Annotated in this window: 4 protein-coding genes; 1 reads left to right on the top strand and 3 read right to left on the bottom strand. The window is 46.5% G+C overall.

Features of this window, described 5'->3' with window-relative positions; genetic code table 11:
- From bamC to HRU21_07345, 3 genes are all read right to left on the bottom strand, one after another.
- A partial coding sequence (bamC, locus tag HRU21_07355; protein NRA42112.1) for an outer membrane protein assembly factor BamC occupies positions 1–780 on the bottom strand: 780 nt, incomplete at its 3' end.
- Positions 781–787: 7 nt separating this feature from the next.
- Positions 788–1,660: a 4-hydroxy-tetrahydrodipicolinate synthase gene (locus tag HRU21_07350; GenBank protein ID NRA42111.1), complete on the bottom strand. Its 873-nt coding sequence runs from the start codon at positions 1,658–1,660 to the stop codon at positions 788–790.
- 86 nt (positions 1,661–1,746) lie between these two features.
- Positions 1,747–3,060 (bottom strand): DUF3391 domain-containing protein, encoded by a 1,314-nt coding sequence (locus HRU21_07345; protein ID NRA42110.1) that lies wholly within the window; start codon positions 3,058–3,060, stop codon positions 1,747–1,749.
- A 294-nt stretch (positions 3,061–3,354) separates the two neighbouring features.
- Between HRU21_07345 and metH the strand changes: the two genes are divergently transcribed.
- Positions 3,355–5,756: methionine synthase (gene metH, locus HRU21_07340; protein NRA42109.1), on the top strand; the 2,402-nt coding region annotated here is incomplete at its 3' end.

The raw sequence follows: 5,756 nt of genomic DNA, 5'->3' as shown, positions 1-5,756 counted from the left end.
ATCTTCCGCGTTAATGATTTCGAAATCACTGGCAACTAGCGCTTGCTGTAATGCAGCTTGCACTCGCGCAAATGAAGCGGACAGCAGCAGCGACTTATACCCCTGTTGATTTTGAATCGTCAGCATTTTCTTTTGTTCGGAGATACCCAATGCCGCATAAGAATAGCTTGTTTGCTGCACAGTTGCTGCCAGATCAATGGCAATGCTCTCTAATAAATCAAGCTCAGCCTGTTTATCCGATGATTGAGCTGGCCATAGGCTTTGCTCAGCTGCTGAGGTCACACGTAAGCGCAACTCGGCAGATTTAGTCTGAAAGCCTTGAGAAATACGATAAAAGTACTGTGAGCCTTGTGCATCAGAGGCAAGAATAAAGCCGGAGGATGCACTTTCTTGATCAATAGTTTGCGATTGGCTGATGATGAATTGCTTCAATCTTGACCAAACTTGACTCGGAGACGATTTAATTAAAACCCAATAATCATCTTGCAATGATTGTAACAATACAAGCTGATCAGATTGCGTGCTGATTGCCGTTGGCAGGGGCAGATTATCAGGATCAACAAAGTTATCATCGGCATCTGCACTTAATGCTGGCACGGGATAAGAATCTTCAATGGTTTCAGAGGAAATATTATCAGGCAGCTGCATACGCGCAAGGTTTTCAGCATCTCGATAATCATTCGACCCAGCTGCTGTTGTGCCATCTTCACCGATCAAACTGCATGAGGCTACCGCACTGAAAAGCAGTAACATAATAAAGGCTTGAGAAATAGCGTTCATAGATGGATTAAAGGCCAGCCGCCTCGATTGCTGCCAACACTCGCGCATGGTATGTCTTGCTTAACGGTGTTAAGGGCAAACGAATGCCAGCTTGTATTTGCTGCGTCTGCGTCATAGCCCATTTAACAGGGATTGGATTAGCCTCTACAAATAAATCATCATGTAGTTTCAATAAACTTTGGTTAAGCTGCTGGGCTTCAGCAAACTGTCCTGCGAGCGCAAGGGCACATATATCCGCCATTTTTTTTGCTGCAATATTTGCTGTGACAGAAATATTACCAACCGCACCAACTTTCATCAGTTCTAAAAATGTTGCATCGTCGCCAGAATATAAGGCAAAACCATCATCACAGAGCGCGCGAATTTTTGCCCCTCTAGCGATATCACCCGTGGCCTCTTTGATACCTACAATATTATCGATAAGCGCAAGCTCAGCGACGGTTTCGGCTTGCATATCACAGGCGGTGCGACCCGGAACATTATATAAAATTTGCGCTATATCACAGGCTTCAGCGATGGCCTTATGGTGTAAGTACAAACCATGCTGCGTTGGTTTGTTATAATATGGTGTTACAAGCAAGGCAGCGTCAGCACCAATATGTGCCGCTGCAGCGGTTAGCTCAATCGCTTCACTGGTAGAATTTGCACCGGTACCGGCGATCACCGGCACTCGACCAGCAGCGGTGTCTATGGTTTTTTGCATCACAGCGACATGTTCGTCAATCGCGAATGTTGCAGATTCACCGGTAGTGCCCATTGAAACTATGGCGTTAGTGCCCTGCTCGATATGCCATTCGACCAACTGCTCTAGAGCATGCCAATCAACTTGACCGTCTTCATTCATGGGCGTGACAAGCGCTACTAAACTGCCAGTAATCATCCAGCATTACCTCTAGGAAAAAGCGTGATATTACAGGCCTTGGGCGAGATTCTCAAGCCAAGCTGAGATTATATTGACGGAGTGCGTTAGCGTTTAAAGAACGATAAGGCTGAGCGTGATGGCTTGAAAATAGCAGCCTTAATAGCAATGATATCAAGCTCGCATTCAGACAGTGCCAAGTCTCTGACAATTGTCAGATGCGGGCGTTTTCCGATACTGGGCTCAGCGTCAGCTTCAGTGGCTAAATTGATAGTAGTTATCTTTTTCAGAGCTCGGCGCTCAGCATCGGTAACAATCGCAACAACCGGCCGCATTTTGTTTTGCTTCGATTGCTCAACAACTATTGCTAAGGCGCCGGTATTCAATTCAACGATCGAGCCTGCAGGAAAAAGGCCCTGTGAGTGAAAGAACTCAGACACTAGGTCTTCTTGAAACTCAGTGTTTTTCAGCTTATGCAACTGACGCATTACATCAGATGGGGCAAGCGCCTTAGCCTGCTCACGCGGGTGCAGCATGTCATCATAACGGCGCGCAATGCCCAACATAATTGACAACAATGGAATTTCATCACCCTGTAAACCATGCGGAAAGCCGGCACCGTTGTAGTGTTCGCGATGTGCCTCAATAACTTTTCGCACCTTCGGGTTTAAGCCTTTTATTTGTTTCAGCAAGGCCACTGACAAACTGACATATTTGCGATAAAGCTTTTGATCGGCAGCACTTAAGGCCGTTTCAGCCTGACTCATAATATGCTTGGGCAAACGTGTTTGGCCAATATCTTTTAACAAAGCGGCTTGCACTAAGATTAAAATATCGGTTTGTGCCAGGCCAAGGTGGCGAGCAAATAAGCAGGACCAAACAGCTGTTCGAATTGCATGCTCGTGGCTATGCTGATCATAGTGTTCAACTCTGCCAAGCCAAGCTAATACGTCTGGGTTTTCTAAGACCGACTTAACCAAATCTTTTGCCGCAAGCTCAAGCGGCTTGGGATCAAATACCTTACCCTGCGCTAAAGCCGCATCAACTTGTGCTAAAGACTGGTTAATTTGTAGCTGAACTTTCTCGACCGAGCTTGCCTTGTAAAAGCCATGATTTTGCTGGTAGGTATTTGCACGCTTGTTATAACGCGTAAAGCTATAAATGGCAGGTGGCACAGCTTTCGCTTTCGAAATATTACTGCGGCTGTGGGTTTTGAGCGGATCTCTGACAAGAGCCTCTTTGCCCTTCTCAATATCAATGTGAACGTAATTACACCACTGATTGAGCTCATTGATTTGTTCTTGATTGCGAATAAGAAAACCTTGCAGCTTAAAAGGCGTTTCTAGCCAAGGACGATCAAGCTCCGACACATACATGCCGACATGCAGATCTTGCACCATTCGCTTTTGCTGGGTTTTCATAAACCACCTAACTCTTTGAATAAAACTGTTGTTAAACTTATCATTTAGTCAGCCAAAGATGTAATGAGTTCAGTTTAGAAAATAATTTGAATCTTGCCTGATGCTTGCTGCCTAAGCAAGACTGATGGGCCGACTTATACGATAGACGTGTGTGTATTTGTCGCAGATGTGATCAGCGTCACGCGGAAATTCACTGGCTGCCAGACCCCATCCTTGATACAATATCAAAATATTTTGATATAGATATTTTAGAAACTTTCTAGCTTTACTTTCTACCAACACACAGGTACCTGCATGGCCCAAAAATCTGCCAGTTTTCATGCTATTGAAGACGCTTTACAGCAGCGCATACTGATTATCGACGGTGCCATGGGTACCATGATCCAACGCTACGAACTCGAGGAAGCAGACTATCGCGGCGAGCGATTTGCCGACTACGCTATTGATTTAAAAGGCAACAACGATTTACTGACCTTGACGCGCCCCGATGTTATCGAAAATATTCACAAGGCCTACCTTGATGCAGGCGCCGATATTATTGAGACCAACACCTTTAATGGCACGACCATCGCACAAGACGATTATAAGCTGGGTTATCTGGCTCGCGAAATCAATGTTGAGTCAGCAAAACTAGCGCGCAAAATCTGTGATCAATACTCTGCTGAAAACCCTGACAAACCCCGCTATGTTGCGGGCGTAATTGGGCCAACCCCCCGTACGGCCAGCATCTCACCCGATGTAAACGATCCTGCCGCACGCAATATTCATTTTGATCAGCTGGTCGAGGCCTACACCGAAGCTACCGAAGGGCTGATCGAGGGTGGGGCCGATTTACTGTTAATCGAGACTATTTTTGACACCCTGAACGCCAAAGCGGCGATATTTGCGGTGCAGTCAGTTTTCGAAAAATATGACTGCGAATGGCCTATTATGATATCGGCCACCTTCCCTGATATTTCAGGTCGGGTGTTGTCGGGGCAAAGCCCTGAGGCCTTTTGGAACTCAATTCGACACGCCAAACCTTTGATTGTTGGCGCAAACTGCGGACGCCCTTTTACTGAAATTCGCCCTTTTGTTGAAGAGCTAGCCAATGTCGCCGACTGCTATTTCAGCGGCCACTTCAATGCAGGGCTGCCAAATGCTTTCGGCGAATACGATGAAGAGCCCAGCATTATGCAGGCACAACTGGGAGAATTTGCATCACAGGGCTTTCTCAACCTAGTCGGTGGCTGTTGTGGTACATCGCCTGAACACATCAGTGCCGTAGCCAATGCAGTGGCAGCGCAAAAACCGCGCGTCATTCCGAACATTCAGCCTGCATGTAGACTGAGCGGCCTAGAACCCTTCAATATTACTGCAGACTCCTTGTTTGTTAATGTTGGCGAACGTTGCAACGTTACCGGCTCAGCCAAGTTTAAACGCCTGATAAAAGAAGGCGATTATGATACAGCTCTGCAAGTTGCTCGCGAACAAGTTGAAGACGGTGCCCAAGTCATCGATATCAATATGGATGAGGGTATGCTGGACTCCTTAGAGGCGATGGTGACTTTTTTAAATATGGTCGCTACGGAGCCAGAGATCTCGCGCGTACCGATCATGGTCGATTCATCGAAATGGGACATCATCGAGGCTGGCCTAAAATGTATCCAAGGTAAGCCGATTGTCAATTCTATTTCGCTAAAAGAAGGCGAGGCAGAATTTATTGAAAAAGCCACACTCTGCATGCGTTATGGTGCCGCGGTCGTCGTCATGGCTTTTGACGAAAATGGCCAAGCCGATACTGAGGCCCGCAAAAATGAAATCTGCGAGCGCTCCTATCGTGTGCTTGTTGATCAAGTAGGCTTCCCGGCTGAAGATATTATTTTTGACCCCAATATTTTTGCAGTTGCCACCGGCATAGAAGAGCATAATAACTATGCTGTCGATTTTATTAATGCCACTCGCTATATCAAGCAGAACTTACCACACGCCATGGTTTCTGGTGGCGTCAGCAATGTGTCATTTTCTTTCCGTGGTAATAACCCGGTACGCGAGGCTATTCACTCGGTATTTCTTTACCACGCAATTCAGCAAGGCATGGACATGGGTATTGTGAATGCCGGTCAGTTGGCGGTTTATGATGATCTTCCGCCAAAACTGAAGGCGGCAGTTGAGGCCGTGATCCAAAACAGCGACCCAAATGCCACCGAAACGCTACTTGAAATTGCCGACAGTTTTCGTGATGCCGGAGAAGGCAATGACAACCAGAGTGATAAACTTGCCTGGCGCGAATTTCCAGTAGCCAAACGTTTAGAACACGCCCTGGTAAAAGGTATCACAGAGTTCATTATCGAAGATACTGAAGAAGCTCGCCATAACTATGCCCAACCGATCGAGGTTATCGAAGGACCGCTGATGGATGGCATGAATGTGGTAGGCGACCTGTTCGGATCAGGCAAGATGTTTCTTCCACAAGTGGTTAAGTCTGCACGTGTAATGAAGCAGGCTGTTGCCTATTTAATGCCATTCATTGAAGCCAGCAAAGACGGCAAGTCTGAAAGCAATGGCAAAATATTGATGGCCACAGTAAAAGGTGACGTGCACGACATCGGTAAAAATATTGTCGGCGTGGTCCTGCAGTGTAATAACTTTGAGGTGATTGACCTTGGAGTAATGGTATCCTGTGATGAAATTCTTCGCGTTGCTAAAGAGCAACA

The sequence above is a fragment of the Pseudomonadales bacterium genome, from assembly GCA_013215025.1.
In the GTDB taxonomy this organism is placed as follows: domain Bacteria; phylum Pseudomonadota; class Gammaproteobacteria; order Pseudomonadales; family DT-91; genus DT-91.
Note: the sequence above shows the minus strand (reverse complement) of the source record. Positions and strands in the feature narration are given on the sequence as shown.

Coding starts and splice junctions, on each gene's coding strand:
- HRU21_07350 (NRA42111.1), bottom strand. CDS start 1,660: ATGATTACTGGCAGTTTAGTAGCGCTTGTCACGCCCATGAATGAAGAC.
- HRU21_07345 (NRA42110.1), bottom strand. CDS start 3,060: ATGAAAACCCAGCAAAAGCGAATGGTGCAAGATCTGCATGTCGGCATG.